The sequence below is a fragment of the Mesorhizobium sp. CAU 1741 genome (assembly GCF_039839275.1).
Taxonomy (GTDB): Bacteria; Pseudomonadota; Alphaproteobacteria; order Rhizobiales; family Rhizobiaceae; genus Aerobium.
Genome location: NZ_JBDOQP010000005.1, coordinates 288199 through 304122, shown reverse-complemented (window position 1 = coordinate 304122; position 15924 = coordinate 288199). Strand labels below are relative to the sequence as shown.

The window sequence follows — 15924 nt, the reverse complement described above, 5'->3', positions numbered from 1 at the left end:
CCGGCTCAGATCTCCCGGCGGCGTATCGCGCGAAACCGCAACAGGCAGCTTATGCCTGCGACGAGACCCAGCGTCATCGCTAGAATGGCATGGTAGTTCTTGAGCTGCACCTCGGGCAAGAGCACCGCCTGGGTCGGGTCTCGCGGGTCGTAGAACACGTTCACGCTTGCGCCGGCCGGATAGCGCTCTACCAGCGCGCGTACCGCCGCTTCGCCTGCCGGGCCCTTGCCGCGATACACGACATTGCCGAGATAGGTCTGTCCTCCCACCGAATAGCGGTAGTGAATGCTTGGGAAGTACGACCAGTCGACACCGAGCCGTCCCGAACCGGTCGATGTCGAGCCGATCCCGGATTGCTCGACGATGCCGGCGGTAGCGGGCCAGTCCTCCGGCAGCCGGGCGTGACCGAGGTCCATCAATGCGACCGGCAGCATCACCGCGCAGACGAGGATCAACGAACAGCCAGCCGTCAGCCAGCGCAAGCCATCCGATTGCGTCAGGTTGGTCATCGGTCCGAGAACTCAGCAGACCGCGGGCAACGCCGGAATGCCGTCAGATACCCAGGGCATTCATGATCCGGATCGATGCCTCGTCCGGCACTTCCACGGTGGCCCGGCAGCCTTCGCCACTGCCAAGGCAGCAGGGTGTGAAATCGCCGGTCTGCGGGTGCTTGCATTGATCCAGCACCCTTTGCATGTCGATGGTGATCGTTATGCCGCGTCCCGAGCCCTTCGAATAGGCCAGGGTCCGGGTCTTGATCGCCCCCGAGATCGTTCTCTTCATGCCTTCGACCTGGACCAGGCAGTCATTGCTCTTGCGTCCACCGAGGCTTATGCCCGAAATCCTCATCTCGCCGAATGGAGCGAGCGTGAAGCGGGCGCCGCGCTCGTTGATTTCCGCGCCCGTCAGATAGGTTTCGGCCCGCAGGGACGTCGGCGCCGAAAGCGCCGCCGCAACTGTTGCCGCAAGCATGAGATGTCGCCTGTTCATGGCGCTTTCCTCCAGATCAGATGGAACCCAGTAGCGATTTCGCGTCTTTGACCACGATGTCGAGCTGGCAGTCCTCGCCGGGACGGTCGCAGGTCGGTACGGACGGCGTGGAGTTGAACTTGAGGTAGATCGTGATGATGACGCCGTTGCCACCGGGCATGCGGCGAGGCACCAGGCTTTTCGCGCGCTGCGCCTCGGCCAGAACGGCCTCCACGCCATCCAGGCTGACCATGCATTTCGGGCGGTTGTCATCGCGCACCGAAATCTTGACGAGCCGCAACTGGCCGAATTTGCGGGACTGGAAGGCGACCCCTTCGCCATTTATCCGCTCGCTTGCCACGAGTTTTGCCTGAGCGATGGCTGGGGCCACGGGGACCAACGTCGCCATCGCAATCACCGAAAGAAGCCGCAGTATTCTCATCGCCCGTTCTCCTTTTACCGTCCCACTCAGCCATCACCGTCGAGCATCGTCATACCCTTGGCGGTGTAGGGCGCGTGTAAGGTCGCTTTGGCCGAGGCGGCGCGATGCGCCGACGCCTGCGGCTCGATATAGTCCCGTCACCCAACTGCAGCGCTCGTAACCACGCTCGAATCAGACCACGCGTTCGAGCGCGTCGAAGACGAAGGCGGGATCGGCGTAGAACAGCAACTGACCCTGCGCCGGATGCTCGACATGCTCCGCCCGTGCGCCCAGGCGCCCGGCAAAGTCGCGCACGGTCTGCATGCCGACGACCGGGTCATGCCGGCCATGAAGCAACAGCACATTCTGGCGCGACGCGGCGGCAAGGTCGGTCCAGTCCTGGACGACATGGTGAGCGTCGATCTCGAACGCCCTGTGGCCCTGCGCGATGCTGAACCGGTAGCCGTCCCTGAGAATGGCGGAGATTTCGGGATGGTTTGCCACGCCGAAATCGAGTGGCGCGGCACTGTAGAGCGCCTTCATGAAGGCAGCGTCGCCGCCGCTATCCAGAAGCGCGATGCCGGCGCGCAGGATCAACGGAAGAAGTCTTGGCGCGAAACGCGCCGTATGCGCCACCACGCGCTGTCGTGGCGACATCAGTGCGAACTGGGAGGTCGAAACGATCGGTACGCCGCCGGCCACATTGACGACATGCGTGATGCGGGGGCCCAGCCGCGCAGCAATCGCGAATGCGTGGATCGACCCGGCCATGTGGCCGATGACGGGACACGAGGCGATGCCGAGATGGTCGAGGACCGCGGCCGCATCCCGCGCGAAACGATCCGGTGCGCCGGGCGCGGCGCCATCGGGAGCCGACCTGCCAAAGTTCGGGCGCACCGGGCAGATCAGCCTGATGCGGCGCTCGTCGAGAATCCTGCGGGTTGTCCGCGAGACCCCATGCCCGTCGAGCATGCCATGGATGAAGAGGACCGGGCGCCCGTTCGCCGGGCCTATGACGGCGACGTCCAGAAGACGCGTGCCGCCGATCATCAGGGTCGAGCGACCATCGATGCCACTGTCGGGCCGGCTGTTCATAAGTTCCGGCGCGGCGTCCATCTGCATCAGGCCGGCGATCATGCGCACCAGTTCCGCCTGGTTGCGCAGGCCAAGCTTGCGCAGCACGGATTTCATCTGGGTCCGCACGGTTTGCTCGGATCGGCCGCGCGCGCTGGCGAGCCGATGTGGCGGCAGCCCCGCGATGATGCCCCTGGCGATTTCGCATTCCGTCGGCGTCAGGCCAAAGACCTGTCTCAGCAGGTCGCCGATCCGCTCGCTCCACGCGATGTCGGCGACCGAAAGCAGCGCCACGGGCCTGTCGCCGATCGCCGGCGCGCGTGTCAGCGCCACGATCGGCGTGGTGCCGTCGGCGGGGGAAAGCACGCGCGTGACGGTCAACAACCGGCCCGGCAGCTCGCGTGAGATGCGCGACAGCGCCTTTCGGATGTTGTTCAGGCCAGCCGCTTCGAGGCTGAGGACATCGATCGTGTCGCCGGGTGTAACGCCGAACAGCGCAATCGCCCGTCCGTTCGCGGCGACGATGCGACCCGTCGCATCCACCAGCACCGCCGGCCGGGACTCTCCATCGACCAGCGCGCTGAAGGATTGCGCTTCCGTGCCCTGACGGCCCAGCCTCTCGAGAATGGCGAAGGCCCGGTTGAAGTGGCGCTCGATCTCCTCCTGCCCGGCATCGGGATCGATCGTCTCCGGTTCCGGCGATGACGACAGCGCCTCGTCGAGATGCACCTGCCAGCAAGCCATGAGGTCGTCATAGCGATGCGGGTCGATGGTCGATGCATAGACGAGATCGATGAGCCTCGGTGTTCCCTCCACGCCCTGCCTCCGCTGAGTTGGTTGGAAGGCGAGAATAGGCCGCGCCGGTCGCCGATTGGTCGCGGATTGGAGCAAGAACCGTTGCTTCGAGGAAAAAACTATACCGCCGGGGGTATGATCGAGCGCGCGTTGCGCGGCATTTCGTTTGCTGCGCTCTCATCGCGAAATTGGGGCGCGTTGCGCGGGTGGGTTCATGGCAAAAGTACCGGAAGTCGGGACAAGCGCATGGCGGCGCGAGGGCGGCGACGATGACCATTTCTGCCCGGGTTGCGGTACGCGCCAGCAATTGGTTGCGCGCTATCCGTGGTATTTCTGCGCCGACTGTCTGAAGCTTGCCGAGGATCATCAGGGGCGGCGGCTGGTCTTCCAGTCCCCCGCGCCACTGGGTGGCATGAGCTGGCGCTACGCGGACGCCCCGGAACGCGCCGTTGAATGTGCAGCGGTAGTTTGCCTGATCCGCAATCGCGAAGTGATTGTGCGAGAGGCACGTTTCGGTGGCTTTGTCGCCGAGCCTTACAATGCTCCGCTGAGGGGCCACAATATCGTGCGGCTGTCGCGCGCCGAGCAGAGCCGGGAGAACCGCACCACGACGGCGGGGCCGAAGCCTGTTCCTGGTACCCGGCGCTGAGCGCAGCTCCGATATGGCGTCAAGACTAGTCGCGGAATGCACGCCATGCCTTGGGTATGAATATCCAGGCGTCGTTGACGCGGATGATGCCGTCATAGCGCATGCCGCTGTCCTCGCCCGGCTTGACGTATTTGAAGCCGTAGATCGTCGTACCGGGCCGGAAATGCTCGATATATTTGCGATACCCGCCTGCCAGATCCCTCAAGTCGGGGCCGGTGACGACCACCTCGGTCTGCCCTCCCTTGGCTGCCGCCCGGCCGGGGGAGAGGTCCGCATAGACCATCTCGACATAGGCGCGAAGCTTGTCGGCGTCGGCCTTGGTGGCCGAGATGGCGTTGATCTGCGAGGTCGTCGGTCTCCACTGCGAGGCGTTTCCAAGGTCGTCACGCAGAGCTTCTGCGATCTGCCGGATCTCCGACACAGGATCGATCGACACGCCGGTTTGAGCAGGGGCGCTTGCCGGTGTCGGTGCTTCGATAGGGGGGCTCGCGCCGGCAATTCGTGTCACCACGAGTTCCTCCGCTCCCACTCCCGGCGAGCCCGTCACGACCCAGCGGCTTGTCGCCCGGGAGGCGTCAGGCGCCATGCTGTAGAGGGCCACGCCATTGCTTTCGCCGGGATCGGTGGCGATGGCGGCAAGGAAATTGCCGGACATCACGCCGACGCCGGAGATTGCCCCCGAGGGAAACGTCCACTTGACCGAAAGGGGCACCCCCGTCGCACGGTTCTGCATCGAAAACGTGCCGCCGCCCTCGATCGAAAATTCCGTTGGCAGAATCGCATCGTTCGCCGCCGTCATTCGAATGGAGCGGATCGTGGTTCCCGACTGCGCCGGCGCCCAGCGCCCCTCTATGGCAGGTCCGTCGACGCCCGGCTCGCGCAGTTGGTAAAGATGGATGCTCTTGACCCTGGTCCCGAAAGAGGCGGCCAGCATGCCGGTTCCAGGCAAAGGAACGCCGAGGCCCTCATCGGCCGAACCATCTTCATAGGTCCAGTTGAGCCGTTCCGGAACCGTGACGCCGGTGTGGACCACCGACAATGTTCCAAGATCGCCAGCGGCGCCGTTTGGCGCCTGAGACCTGACGATGCGCAGCGACACTTCCTGCCTCTGCGCGGCTGCCTGCGGCGGCGCGCTGGTCGCGTTCTGACCGAGCAGCAATGCATCGGTCGTCATCTGCATGACGGCATAGTTCGGTGCGGGCGATCGATCGCCCGTCTTGATCCAGTCGACGAGGGCGGCCGACTGTTTCACCAGCATCTCCGCCGCGGCAACGACACGAACGGTCCGCTCGTTCTTCGACAGCGATTGCCGGGCCAGGCTTAGCGCCAGTTCCGCGCTCGATCGATAGCTCTCCGCCAGCTCGGCTGCGCGATCACTTTCGAACTGCGAATTGGCCCAGCCGGAGCCCAGCGCATTGATGGCCTCTCGAACCGTGAAGATGACATCGGCCGTCTGCTCACCGACGGCACTCGCGATGTCGGCCTTCTGCTGCGGGGTCTGGGCGGTCGCTGGCCCGTGGAACATCACCAGGGACATCAGGATGACGGCCAACAGACCGCCACGCCGAGGCCTTGGCAACGCGCGAGAGTGGCGAGCGACGCGGTCGCTCCAGGATAGCTGGCACTTGCCGGTGCGCATGATCTGGTCCCTCGATAATCGTCCGGCAATTCTTCATTCTCCCCTTCGACGGGGCATACCCCGCGAAGGGTATGACGGTCGGCTATGGGAGGACGAGTGTCGACGATGGCTGGGCACAAGAGGGAAACGCGCGGCTGCGAACGCAACTTCGCATATCGCGTCCCACCGCATTCCGGGGGATCCGGGGAATCTTCTCAGGAGGGCCTGCCAATGACGCCACTGGTATCCGCGTTCATGTCGATATGGCCACTCGTCACGATCTCTCTCTTCATCGGGGCCATCCTTCTCTCATACCGGATCGAGAAGCGTTCTCCGGACCTGGTCAACCGCACGGGCTTTCCGCGCTGGGCCATGATGCTTCACACCATCACCAACCTGAATGTCGCGCGCGACGGCCGGACGCAGTCTATGCGACGGACGATGCTGCTGCTGCTGGGGGGCGTGGTTCTCATGTTCATCCTGGTCGCCTTCGCGGTCAGCACGATAGAGCGGACGGACTGAGGTATCGGCCGGAAACATGACCGCGCGGGTCTTGATACAGGTGGTGTTGCTGCTGCCGGCGCTTCTCGTGGCCGGTGTGCTGCCGATGCTTTTCGTGGCAGTTCCGCAACTGATTGCCGAGGAGAAGTGGCTTGGCGCCGCCTTCAACCTGCTGGCGCTGCCGGGATTGGTCGCGCTTCTGGCTTCCGTGGTTCTGCCGCAGCGCTGGCAAGAGCGGATGGCGGTGCGCCGGGCGTTGGTCGTGGGCCTGACGATCGCGGGCGCGGTTTGCATAATGCTCGCCATCATCATGTCGACCGGCCCCGGCAACGGCCTCCGCGTGCCTCGTGAGCCGATGCAGTTTGCACTGATTCTCGGACCGTTGATCGTCGTCATCTGGAACCTCGCACGCCTTGCAGGCAGGACATATGCGTTCGGTGCGTGCGCCTTCGGGTGTCTGGCATTCGCGACCGGTCTCTGGGTGGCGGCAGGAGGGCTCGACGGCTGCAGGCGTGACTACGATGCCGCGACCGGCGAGCACACCGCGTGCAGATAGAACCTACCGATTTGGCTCGAAGAACGATTCTGCGTCGGAGGGCCCATGGACGTGCAGCGTCTCGGTCCCGACCCCCCAGGCGCCTTTCGATGTCCAGCGTCCGGTTGCCTGTCCGCCATCGGCGTCTGCAACGTAGAGAGCCAGTCCATGGTGGCGTGCCGGATCGATCGCCATTGCGGCAAGGTATGCGCCGTGTTCAAGCGCCATGCCGGGCATGTCGCCTTGCGGCGTGTGCCATGTGACGGTGGAAATCTCGCCTCGAAACCTCGCAATGGTGAACCGGTCACCGCCGTCGATGTCGTAGACCTCGCGCCTGGCGGTCTCGGTCATCCTGACGGCTGCGGTGGCCGCGTCCGTCGAGGCTGTTGCCGAGATCCCGTCGAGAACCCCGCCTTCACGCCGATAAACGTGAATGCGCATGATGCCGTCGCCAAAGAAGGCCGCGAGAACACCGCTCTGGGCGAGCGTCAGTCCCAGACCATGCCGGATGGAGCCGTCCTCGTAGCGCCATGTCAGGCACACCGGCTGAAGCGCGCCGGCATGGTCTATCTCCAGGCTACCTCGTTCGCCGGGATAGCCATGCGGGTCGGTGGCCTCGATGATGGTGAATTGCAGCCCGCTCGCCGCGAGGTGCGTCTCGCAATCCTCGAAGACACCCGGCTGCGCATCTTTGGCAATGGCGGGGAGAGCCGATCCGAGAATGATCCCGCACAAGGCGATGCGCACCAGGCGTGCCGCGGTCGCGCCGCTTCGTTGTCCAATCGACCGCACGATCAGTCGATCGGCTGCAGCGTGCGGTCGAGCACCTGCGCACCAAGGAACCAGCGCCATCGCGCATAATACCAGCGGAGCCACACTTCCTTGCCCTTGTCGGGGCCGTAGGTCAGTTCCATCGGCAGGATCGCAAAGCGCCTTTTCCAAGGGCCGGGCGGACCTCTATGTGGAAACGTCATCTGGTCCCCGCTGCTTGATTGGCCCGCGCGGCCCACACGGCCGCCAGCCGATAGGGTTCGATCGCCGTGTGGTGGCGCTGCTCCACGCTCCAGCCTTCGCCATGCTTGACGCCCGACCGTGACTGCGCAAGGGCATGTGGCGCGGAACCGAGGCAAAGGATCATCGCTGCCAGCCAGAGCTTGAAGGGGAAGCCCATGGCCAAGCCTACTGCTGAGCCGTGGCCGACTTCTCGACGTCGCCGGCCAGGTTGTTCATGAATTCTGCAATGACCATGTTGGGAATGTTGGGACAGAAACGGATCAGCGCCACATGGACCTCCTGAAGGCCCTTGCCGAAAGTTTCAGCAGTATACTGGTTGGTGGGCAATGGCGGCAGCCGGCCCTGCAGGTAGCCAATCGCCCAGTAAAGCACGGCATTGGCCGGACCCCGTTCCTGCCCTTGTTGGGCAGCGATGTAGGCACCGCACGTGTAGCTGTAGGGATTGACCGGCGCTTGAGCGTGGGCAAGGCCGGATCCGAGGCTTCCGACAAGAACCGCTGCAACAATCCTGGGCGCCTTCATGCTCTTCCTCGCGGCTGATGCTTCACGGGCAAGCCTAGATGCGGCGGGCCGGTGCCGAATACCCCGGCGGGGGTATGAAGCGATCGCCTGTTCGAAGGAGTGTTGCGCGGTCGCAATCATGACGACGACAATCGCAGCGCGTGATGCCCCGCACAGCGCGCGGTGATATTTGCTTGGCTCTCGTTACGCAGCGTAATAGCATGCATCCGGTCCTGCTTGATCATTCCAGGCAGGGAACGCGCCGGATCTGTGCTGGAGCTGCCATGGACGACGCTGGAGGGCTGGTCCGTTTTTCCACCAATGGCATGGGTGGCGGCGCGCGGGGCGATGCGAGCGTCGAGGATGTCTATGCCAGCGTGACGCGCATGAACATCGCACCGGCCGGCGATGCTCCTTTGCAGGTCGAAATGTCGCTGCGTCTGCTTCCGGGACTGAGCATCGCCGCGATCTCGACCTCGCCGTACCGCATCGAACGCACGCACGCCCAGACGATCGACGGCAACGACGATTTCGTGCTGACGATCGCCAGGCGCGCCGGGATCGCCGCCCAGCAACCGGGACGCGAGGCGGAATTCGGCGCCGGCGAAGCCTATCTCTGGCTCAACGACAAGAGGATGGTCGCTGTCGCGCCGCAGGGAGCGCATTTCCTCAACATTGCCATCCCGCGCAGGCTTGTCGAACCGGTGGTCGCCGACATCGATGCGGTGCTGCGGGACCCGCTACCGTCCTCCATGGAACTGGCCCTGCTGACAAGCTATGCCGAAGGCCTGATGGCCGACACCGCGCTTTCTCCCGAGATCGCCATGCTGGCCGGCTCGCACATGCGCGACCTGATCATCGCGGCGTTGGGAGCGAAGGCGGGTGCGACGCAGCGCGAGGGCTCACGCGGGGTGCGCGCAGCCAGGCTCGATGCGATCAAGCGTGACGTGCTGCAATCCCTCGCAGACCCGGCTCTTTCCATCGATTCGATGGCGGCGCGCCATTCGATCTCGCCGCATTACATTCGTGCCCTGTTCAATTCGGGCGGCATCGCCTTCACCGACTATGTGCGCGAGCAGCGGCTGCTCGCCGCCTTCCGGCGCTTGAGCGACCGCACGACGGAGCGATCAAGCATAAGCGCCATCGCCTATGGCTGCGGCTTCAGTGACCTGTCCTGGTTCAACCATGCTTTCAAGCGCCGTTTTGGACGAACCCCGACGGACGTCAGGGCCGATGGCGGCGCAGTCCCGTAGCTCGCGGGTATTCGACGAGCCCGATCAGGCTGCCCCGGCAAGCGCCTCGTAGACGAGCTTGCATGCAAGAGCCGCCAGCAGCAGCAGGATGGCGCGGTCGAAGGCAGCCGGCGACATGCGGCGTGCCAGGGCCGCGCCGACGGGCATGAAAGCGAGGATCGGCACCACGGCGGCGAGGCTGAGGCCGATCAGCGTTGGCGTCAGCATGCCGAACCAGGCCTGGGCCGGCAATTGCACAAGCGTCATCGCGGTGAAGAACACCGAGATCGTGAAGATGTAGGTCTCACGTTTCAGCCGCAGCGCGTTCAGGTAGGAAATGGACACGGGCGCCGAGACGCCGGACGAGCCCTGGAGAATGCCCGCCACGAAGGCGGCCGGCGCGGCGAAGCGCATTCCGGTTTCGAAGGCGAGCTTCCAGTCCGGTTTGGCCAGGCGCAATACGACATAACCGAAGACCGCCATGGCGACGATCAGCGACAGCGTCTCGTGCGGCAGCGCTGCGAGCATGGCGGTGCCGACGAACGCGCCGGCGCCGCCAGCCACGGCGAATATCCAGGCGAAGTTGTTCGGGAGCCGGTCGGCCCGGAACCGCCAGCATTGCCAGACATTGGGCAGCAGGTTCGGCATCATCATGATGACCACCGCCAGCTTGACGTTGAAGACGGCGGCCAGCGCGGGCACAGCCAGGATCGGCGCGCCGGCGCCCGTCGCGCCCTTCAGGACACCGCCAAGCGCGAGGCAAACGAAGACGATCGCGAACTGCGCCGGGTCTATGGTCATGGTGTCGTCTTCATGGTTTCTGGCAGGGCGCGCCCATCAATGCTTGTCCGATATTGCGGCGCGGACCTCGATGAAGGCCTGCCGCCGTTCGTTCCTGATCACGGCAAGGGCGCGCTCCAGGGCAGCGGGCAGGTCGTCGCCATGCTCGACCTTCTCCACATGCGCGCGGCTGGCGGCCGCGATCATGCAGTAGTCGGGCGCGGGTTCAAGCGAGGTGAGGGGCATCGCATTGGTCTTGGCGGCGAGGCCGTCGGGGTAGCTGTTGATCACCGATCGCCGCACCGCGTTCCACATTCCATTGTTCTTGACGATCGTCAGTATCGGCAGGCCTAGCGCCTCGGCGATCTGGTGGCAAGCGGTGGGGTTGGCAAACATGTAGGAGCCGTCGCCGATGCAGGCGATGACGAGCCGATCGCGGTCGGCAAGTTGTGCGCCGAGGGCGGCAGGCATCGCCCAGCCGAGCCCGCCGGAATGCGGGTTGGTCATTATCTGGTTGGCGTTCTTGACGCGCATCGCGCTCGGCACCACACCGAGCTCGCCGAACACGATGGCACGATCGTCCATCACGTCCGAGATGCACCGGCTCAGCCATTCGGCGCTCATCGGGCCAGCGCGGCCTTGGTTTGCGAGGTCGTCGGCCGCCGCCACCCGCGCCTTCGACAGTGCCTCGATCTGTGACCGCCTGGCATCGACCTGGGGACCCGGCGCTTCCATGGAGCGTGCCAGGGCCTCGACGCCCGCCGCCGCATCGCTGGTGATGGCAAGGTCGGCCTGATAGCCCCGCGCCGGCATGCGCTGGAAATGCGGGTCGGCGCCGATATGAATGACCTTCGTCTCGTCGCCGGGACGATGTACGGCCTCCATCCACGGGACCGCGCTGTCGACGACGAGCACGACGTCGGCCTCCGCGAGCGGCGCCTTGATGTCGTAGCCGAGGAACATCGGGTGGTCGGACGGCATGACGTTTCGGATCGTGAACGGTTCGACGACCGGAATGGCGTGCGACGTGGCGAGTTGCTCGATTGCCCTGGCGACGCGGCCGGCGGTGTCACCGCGCTGACACACGATCAGCGGGTTCTTGGCGGCTGAGAGCCAACCCGCTGCCAACTCGATGAGAGCGGGATCCGGATATGGCGCGGAAGACGCCACCTGGCTCGCGGTCGGCCGCGCCGCCTTTTCCGCAACCTTTTCCATCAGCGGTTCGCGCGGCAGGCTGACATAGACCGGCCCGCGCGGTTCGCTCATCGCGAGCGTGGTGGCGCGAATGGCCAGCGTGTCGCCCTGCTCGGGATAGCGCATCTCGTAGGAGAATTTCGTGACGTTGCTGACCAGCGAGTTCTGGTCGTACATCTCCTGGCCGTACTGGATGGGCGTCATCCGTGCGCCCAGCCGGCCGCTTTCGGTGATCGGCGTGCGCCCCGACATCATCAGCACCGGCACGTTGTCGCTGGCGGCGTTGATGATGCCCATCGCGGAATTGGCCAGCCCGACATTGACGTGCACCATCGCCGCCTGCACCGTGCCCGTGGCGAGATAGTAGCCATGCGCCATCGCCACGCCGGCGGTCTCGTGCGGCACGGTCACCGGCTGCGGCACGGAGGCGGGGTCGAGCGCGACGAAGGCTTCGATGATCGGCGGAAAGTCGGTGCCTGCATTGGCGAAGACGTAGTCGATGCCCGCACGCTTGAGCCCGAGCAGCAGTGTTTCGGCACCGGTCAACCCGGCACGGGTGGTGTAGCGGGCCTGCCCCGCAGTGTCGTTGGTCATCCGAAAACTCCTCCACAGTCTCAAATCCGTCGCACCGCGAGCGTGCCTGGCGGTCCCGGAAGCGCTCGGCCGGTCCACCATGGATCGAGCCATGCGGAGCAGGGGCGATGCGGCGCGGCAAAAAAATGCCCTTGTAATGACGGCGATTGCAAGTGCATATTGCGTCAATAATCTCTTTTTATGGGATTTTGTATCGCCAAGGAGTGGGCGATACAGGCGCAATCAACGGAGGAGAACCTATGAAAGCCCTACTTGCACCTGTCGTGCTTGCCGCCGGAATCGCGTTCAGTGGCGCAGCGTCAGCCCAGACGGTCGGCTTTGCGACGTCGAACCCCGGCTCGATCTTTCACAATATCGGGACCGCGGTGGCCAATGCCGCCAACCGTGCCGGGATCAACGCCACCATCCAGCCGGCCACCAGCCCCAACCAGTACATTCCCTTCGTGGCGTCTGGCGGGATCGAGTTTGGCGCCGCCAATCTCCAGGAAGTCAACTACGCCCTCGAAGGCAAGGAATGGTTCGAAGGATCGGTCAATCCCGACCTGCGGATCGTCGGCCTCGTGATGCCTCTGGTCGAGGCGATCTTCGTGCGGGCCGACTCCGACATCCGCTCGATCGAGGATCTTCGCGGCCAGCCGATGGTCGACGGCTACACCGCCCAGAACACCATCCTGCCCCAGCTCGACGCCATGTACGCCACCGCGGGAATGACGCGAGCCGACATGCAGCCGGTGAACGTTCCCAGCGTGGTCGGCGGCGCCGATGCGTTCATCGCGGGTGACGCGGTCGGCTTCATCTTCGCCCATGGCGCGGGCAAGGTGCGTGAAGCGGACGCGGCCGTGGGCGGCCTGCGCGCGCTGTCCATCGAGGAGAACGACGAAAACCTCGCCACCATTCGCGAGCATTGGCCAGTCGGCTTCTTCGCCACCATGGAGCCGGGCCCGAACGCGCCGGGCGTCGAGGAAACCTCGACCTACTTCGCCTACCCGCAGGTGATCTTCACCCATGCGGGCGTCGACGAGGAAACCGTCTACCAGCTCACCAAGGCGATGTATGAAGGCAAGGAACAGATGGCGCAGACCTTCCCGCCCTTCAACGCGTTCAATCCGGACGACATGGCCGGCGAAATCGGCGTATCGGAGTTCCATCCGGGCGCGATCCGCTTCTACAAGGAAGTCGGCATCTGGCAGGAATAGCACCGAGGGCGGCGCTGCTCGCGAGAGCGGCGCCGCTTCGGTACGTGGCCGGGTAGCGCGCGTATCGCAACCGCGGAACGATTCGAAGTCCGGAAAAGAGCGAAGATGACATCCAACGAACGGCAAAGTTTCGGGGCGGCGCTGCCCGTGGGCGTCTGGCGGCCGATCGCCGACGGGCTGGCCATTTGCCTGACCTTGCTCGCGGTCGCCTGGGCGCTGTCAATTCCGCGTGCGCTCGGCATCGCGGTCTATCCGCAGCAGTTCATGGGCGCCATGCTGGCGCTTGCCTTGCCGCTCGCCTTCCTGATCCTGCCCGCGCGACGCGGGACCGAGCGAGAGCTCGTTCCCTGGTACGACCTCTTGGCCGCCGCATCGTCGTTTGCAGCGCTCGCCTACATCACCTGGAACTATCCCGCGATCGTCAACCTGATCTTCGCCGGTCCGATCCAGGCCTGGCTGCCGGGCATCGTCGTCATTCTGCTTCTGCTCGAGGCCGTGCGCCGCGCAACGGGCTGGGCGCTGGTGATTATCATCGCCGTTTTCCTGCTGTATGGCCTGCTGGGCCACCTCATGCCCGGCCGCCTGCAAGGGCGATCCCAGGATTGGGAACGGCTGGCGGGCTACATGGCGCTGGATTCCAACGGCATCCTCGGCCTGCCTCTCGGCATCGCCGCCACCGTCGTCGTCACCTTCATCCTGTTTGGAAACCTGCTGGCGGCGACCGGCGGTTCCAAGTTCTTCACCGACGCCGCATTGCTGGGCATGGGCCGCTTCCGCGGTGGCTCGATGAAGATCTCCGTGGTGGCATCGGCGCTGTTCGGTTCGATTTCCGGATCGGCCGTGGCCAACGTCGTGGCCACCGGCATCGTCACCATCCCGATGATCAAGCGCGATGGTTATCCGGCTCACAAGGCCGGCGCGATCGAGGCGGTGGCATCGACCGGTGGCCAGATGATGCCGCCGGTGATGGGCGCCGCCGCCTTCCTGATGGCGGAATTCCTGCAGATGTCCTATGCGGAGGTCGTCGTGGCCGCCGTCGTGCCGTCGCTGCTCTACTACGCAGCGCTTTTCATCCAGGCGGATCTCGACGCCGCGCGTCTGGGCATTTCCCGCGTGGCCAAGTCCGACATTCCCGACAGAAAGTCGGTCCTCAGCGGTTGGCATTTCGTGCTGGGCTTCGCGGTCCTGATCTACGGGCTGTTCGCGCTCAACTGGCAGCCGGAACGGGCGGCGCTGGTTTCGTGCCTCGTCGTGATCCTGACCTCGTTCATCTTCGGCTACCAGTCCACCCGGCCCAGCCTACGCGAGGTGTTGCGCACCATCCCGCTCACCGGCCAGAACGTGGTGGAGATCATCCTGATCTCGGCGGCGGCGGGCATCGTCATCGGCATTCTCAACGTGACGGGTCTGTCCTTCAACCTGACCTATGCGCTGGTGCAGCTCGGAGGCGGCAACAAGCTCGTCCTTCTGCTGCTTTCCGCGGTCATCTGCATCGTGCTCGGCATGGGCCTGCCGACACTCGGCGTCTACGTGCTGCTGGCCGCGCTGGTGGCGCCCGCACTGATCGAAGTCGGCATCAATCCCATTGCCGCTCACCTGTTCATCCTCTATCTCGGCATGATGTCGATGATCACACCTCCGATCGCCATCGCGGCTTTCGCGGCCGCGGGCATCGCCAAGGCCTCCGCCATGGCAACCGGTTTCGCATCGATGAAGTTCGGCTGGGCGGCGTTCGTGATACCGTTCCTGTTCGTCTATTCCCCGACGCTGATCATGGTCGGAGAACCGGTCGACATTGCTGTCGCGATCGTCACGGCGACGCTGGGCGTCTGGCTCGTCTCGGCTGGCCTCGCCAGTTATTTCATGTCCAAGCTCTCGCTGGCATATCGTGCGCTCTTCATCTTCTTCGGTCTTTTGGCACTCGTCCCCGCAGGGACGTTCCCCGGAGCCGAATACACGGACCTCGTCGGTGTGATCGGCGGCCTGCTGTTGATGGCCGCAGACTGGCGGCGGGCCCGATCGGTACAGGCGGTGTCTTGACGAAGAAGGCTTCCAACAGTCTCGAGCGCGTGCTCGCGGTGCTGGAGGTCTTCAGCGAGGATCGTCTCGAATGGACGCCGGAAGAACTGATGGACGAGCTGGGCTATAGCCGGCCCACGCTCTATCGCTATCTCAAGACCCTGAAGGATGCCGGCCTGCTGGTCTCGATGCCGAATGCGGGCTTCACGCTGGGTCCCAAAGTAGTCGAGATGGACTACCTGATGCGCAAGTCGGATCCGGTCATCATCCGCGGCCATGGCTATCTCGAGAATCTCACCAACCAGTATTCGTGCACGGCGCTCGTGGTGCGCTGGTACGGCACGCGCATCCTTTGCGTCGACTCGGTTTCCTCGACGAAGAACCCGATCAGCAGCTATCCGCGCGGCCGCCCGATGCCGCTGGGCAGGGGCGCGATCGCACGCTCGATCCTTGCCTTCCTGCCGAAGCGCAGGCTTCTGCCGCTCATCCAGCAGAGCATCGACGAGTTCCGCGCCGTGGGCCTCGGCGATACAATCGAGGACGTGGTGGAAAGCCTGCGCCGCGTTCGAAAGGCCGGCTGCGCCGTGGCGTTCGGCGAGGTCACGCCCGGCGTCGTGGGGATCGCCGCGCCGATCTTCGATGCCGGCCAAAGCCCCGTCGCGAGCATCTGCGTGACCATCAAGGGCAATCTCGTCGATGGCAATGCGATCGACCAGATCAGCGGCCAGGTGCGGCAGGCGGCCGCCGATATCAGCGACGCGCTGTCTCGCAACCGCCACAAGAACTGATTCACTAATCTCATAACGTGAGAATGGAATTGACTTCTGCGGGA

General features: G+C 64.7%; 17 protein-coding genes. 7 read left to right on the top strand and 10 right to left on the bottom strand.

Annotated features, from left to right (window positions below):
- Positions 1–5 precede the first annotated feature (5 nt).
- The 4 genes from AAFN84_RS20395 to AAFN84_RS20380 all read right to left on the bottom strand — a co-directional run bounded on the left by AAFN84_RS20395 (position 6) and on the right by AAFN84_RS20380 (position 3280).
- A complete protein-coding gene (locus AAFN84_RS20395) occupies positions 6–509 on the bottom strand; it encodes a DUF3592 domain-containing protein (RefSeq protein ID WP_347516522.1) in 504 nt (167 codons plus the stop codon).
- Between the two features lie 43 nt (positions 510–552).
- Positions 553–990, bottom strand: coding sequence for a hypothetical protein (locus AAFN84_RS20390; protein ID WP_347516521.1), 438 nt, complete (start codon positions 988–990; stop codon positions 553–555).
- 16 nt (positions 991–1006) lie between these two features.
- The gene (locus AAFN84_RS20385) at positions 1007–1411 is read right to left on the bottom strand and encodes a hypothetical protein (RefSeq protein WP_347516520.1); all 405 of its coding nucleotides are present in this window, start codon (positions 1409–1411) and stop codon (positions 1007–1009) included.
- Positions 1412–1582: 171 nt separating this feature from the next.
- Complete coding sequence (locus AAFN84_RS20380; protein WP_347516519.1) at positions 1583–3280, bottom strand: alpha/beta fold hydrolase; 1698 nt, start codon at positions 3278–3280, stop codon at positions 1583–1585.
- A 193-nt stretch (positions 3281–3473) separates the two neighbouring features.
- Between AAFN84_RS20380 and AAFN84_RS20375 the strand changes: the two genes are divergently transcribed.
- Positions 3474–3908, top strand: a complete 435-nt coding sequence (locus AAFN84_RS20375; RefSeq protein WP_347516518.1) for a hypothetical protein — start codon at positions 3474–3476, stop codon at positions 3906–3908.
- Between the two features lie 25 nt (positions 3909–3933).
- Here the strand turns inward: AAFN84_RS20375 and AAFN84_RS20370 are convergent, their stop codons facing one another.
- Entirely contained in the window at positions 3934–5460 is a 1527-nt protein-coding gene (locus AAFN84_RS20370) for a hypothetical protein (RefSeq protein ID WP_347516517.1), read from the bottom strand.
- Between the two features lie 297 nt (positions 5461–5757).
- Here AAFN84_RS20370 and AAFN84_RS20365 point away from each other — a divergent pair, with 297 nt between their 5' ends.
- The gene (locus AAFN84_RS20365) at positions 5758–6048 is read left to right on the top strand and encodes a hypothetical protein (RefSeq protein ID WP_347516516.1); all 291 of its coding nucleotides are present in this window, start codon (positions 5758–5760) and stop codon (positions 6046–6048) included.
- A 16-nt stretch (positions 6049–6064) separates the two neighbouring features.
- Positions 6065–6583: a hypothetical protein gene (locus tag AAFN84_RS20360; RefSeq protein WP_347516515.1), complete on the top strand. Its 519-nt coding sequence runs from the start codon at positions 6065–6067 to the stop codon at positions 6581–6583.
- Between the two features lie 3 nt (positions 6584–6586).
- Here the strand turns inward: AAFN84_RS20360 and AAFN84_RS20355 are convergent, their stop codons facing one another.
- The 3 genes from AAFN84_RS20355 to AAFN84_RS20345 all read right to left on the bottom strand — a co-directional run bounded on the left by AAFN84_RS20355 (position 6587) and on the right by AAFN84_RS20345 (position 8098).
- Positions 6587–7354: a hypothetical protein gene (locus AAFN84_RS20355; protein WP_347516514.1), complete on the bottom strand. Its 768-nt coding sequence runs from the start codon at positions 7352–7354 to the stop codon at positions 6587–6589.
- 178 nt (positions 7355–7532) lie between these two features.
- Entirely contained in the window at positions 7533–7733 is a 201-nt protein-coding gene (locus tag AAFN84_RS20350; RefSeq protein ID WP_347516513.1) for a hypothetical protein, read from the bottom strand.
- Positions 7734–7741: 8 nt separating this feature from the next.
- Complete coding sequence (locus tag AAFN84_RS20345) at positions 7742–8098, bottom strand: hypothetical protein (protein ID WP_347516512.1); 357 nt, start codon at positions 8096–8098, stop codon at positions 7742–7744.
- A 263-nt stretch (positions 8099–8361) separates the two neighbouring features.
- Between AAFN84_RS20345 and AAFN84_RS20340 the strand changes: the two genes are divergently transcribed.
- The gene (locus tag AAFN84_RS20340) at positions 8362–9330 is read left to right on the top strand and encodes a helix-turn-helix domain-containing protein (RefSeq protein WP_347516510.1); all 969 of its coding nucleotides are present in this window, start codon (positions 8362–8364) and stop codon (positions 9328–9330) included.
- 24 nt (positions 9331–9354) lie between these two features.
- Here AAFN84_RS20340 and AAFN84_RS20335 read toward each other — a convergent pair whose 3' ends face one another.
- Together AAFN84_RS20335 and AAFN84_RS20330 are read right to left on the bottom strand one after the other, a co-directional pair.
- Complete coding sequence (locus tag AAFN84_RS20335; protein ID WP_347516509.1) at positions 9355–10110, bottom strand: sulfite exporter TauE/SafE family protein; 756 nt, start codon at positions 10108–10110, stop codon at positions 9355–9357.
- A gap of 36 nt (positions 10111–10146) precedes the next feature.
- On the bottom strand, positions 10147–11877 hold the full coding sequence (locus tag AAFN84_RS20330; protein WP_347516508.1) for a thiamine pyrophosphate-requiring protein: 1731 nt from the start codon (positions 11875–11877) through the stop codon (positions 10147–10149).
- 239 nt (positions 11878–12116) lie between these two features.
- Here AAFN84_RS20330 and AAFN84_RS20325 point away from each other — a divergent pair, with 239 nt between their 5' ends.
- The 3 genes from AAFN84_RS20325 to AAFN84_RS20315 all read left to right on the top strand — a co-directional run bounded on the left by AAFN84_RS20325 (position 12117) and on the right by AAFN84_RS20315 (position 15880).
- Positions 12117–13073 carry a TAXI family TRAP transporter solute-binding subunit gene (locus tag AAFN84_RS20325; RefSeq protein WP_347516507.1) on the top strand — a complete coding sequence of 319 codons (957 nt, stop codon included), beginning with the start codon at positions 12117–12119 and terminating at the stop codon, positions 13071–13073.
- Between the two features lie 105 nt (positions 13074–13178).
- Positions 13179–15113, top strand: a complete 1935-nt coding sequence (locus AAFN84_RS20320) for a TRAP transporter fused permease subunit (RefSeq protein WP_347516506.1) — start codon at positions 13179–13181, stop codon at positions 15111–15113.
- The gene (locus AAFN84_RS20315; RefSeq protein ID WP_347516505.1) at positions 15110–15880 is read left to right on the top strand and encodes an IclR family transcriptional regulator; all 771 of its coding nucleotides are present in this window, start codon (positions 15110–15112) and stop codon (positions 15878–15880) included. The genes AAFN84_RS20320 and AAFN84_RS20315 overlap by 4 nt, the downstream gene beginning before the upstream one ends.
- Positions 15881–15924 lie beyond the last annotated feature (44 nt).